The sequence below is a fragment of the Mesorhizobium sp. M8A.F.Ca.ET.021.01.1.1 genome, assembly GCF_003998025.1.
Classification (GTDB): Bacteria; Pseudomonadota; Alphaproteobacteria; order Rhizobiales; family Rhizobiaceae; genus Mesorhizobium.
Genome location: NZ_RZSJ01000955.1, coordinates 1 through 1,180 on the forward strand (window position 1 = coordinate 1; position 1,180 = coordinate 1,180).

The following is a 1,180-nucleotide window of genomic DNA, read 5'->3' on the forward strand; positions in this document are numbered from 1 at the left end:
GAGGAGCGCGCGAAGGATCGCCGCGCCCGCAACCGGGCGGGAAGGTAAAAGCGTGGCCAAATCCCGCGTCCAGTTCATCTGCCAGAATTGCGGGTCGGTGCATCAGCGCTGGGCGGGCAAATGCGATGCCTGCGGGGAGTGGCACACGCTGGTCGAGGAAGGCACGTCGGGCGGCATCGGCTCGGGGCCTGCCAACACGCGCAATGCCCGCAAGGGCCGCGCGGTGGTGCTGACCACGCTTTCCGGTGACATCGAGGACGCGCCGCGCATCATATCAGGCATCGGCGAACTCGACCGCGCCACCGGTGGCGGTTTCGTCCGGGGCTCTGCACTGCTGGTCGGCGGCGATCCCGGTATCGGCAAATCGACGCTGCTCACCCAGGCCGCGGCCGCTCTTGCCTCCAAGGGCCACCGCATCGTCTATGTTTCGGGCGAAGAGGCGGTTGCCCAGATCAGGCTGCGCGCGCAGAGGCTCGGCGTCGCGTCGGCGCCCGTGGAACTGGCGGCCGAGACCAATGTCGAGGATATCCTCGCCACGATCGCCGACGGCAAGCGGCCGGATCTGGTCATCCTCGATTCGATCCAGACGCTGTGGACCGACCTAGCCGACTCGGCGCCGGGCACGGTCACCCAGGTGCGCGCCGCCGCCCAGGCAATGATCCGCTACGCCAAATCCACGGGTGCCGCGATCGTGCTGGTCGGCCATGTCACCAAGGAAGGCCAGATCGCCGGTCCGCGCGTGGTCGAGCACATGGTCGACGGCGTGCTCTATTTCGAGGGCGAAGGCGGCCACCATTTCCGCATCCTGCGCGCGGTGAAGAACCGCTTCGGACCGACCGATGAGATCGGCGTCTTCGAAATGTCGGACAAGGGTCTGCGCGAGGTCTCCAACCCGTCCGAACTTTTTCTCGGCGAACGGCACGCGAAATCGCCGGGAGCGGCGGTTTTCGCCGGCATGGAAGGCACCAGGCCCGTCCTGGTCGAGATCCAGGCGCTGGGCGCGCCCTCCTCGCTCGGCACGCCGCGCCGGGCGGTGGTCGGCTGGGACGGGGCTCGGTTGTCGATGGTGCTGGCGGTGCTGGAGGCGCATTGCGGGGTCCGTTTCGGCCAGCATGACGTCTATTTCAAAGTCGCCCGCGGCTACCGCATCAGCGAGCCGGCGGGCGATCTTGCCGTCCCC

Annotated in this window: 1 protein-coding gene; it reads left to right on the forward strand. The window is 68.1% G+C overall.

From position 1 onward, the window contains the following. Nucleotides 1-52 precede the first annotated feature (52 nt). On the forward strand, nucleotides 53-1,180 hold a 1,128-nt coding region (gene radA / locus EOA36_RS35765; protein ID WP_127281264.1), incomplete at its 3' end, for a DNA repair protein RadA.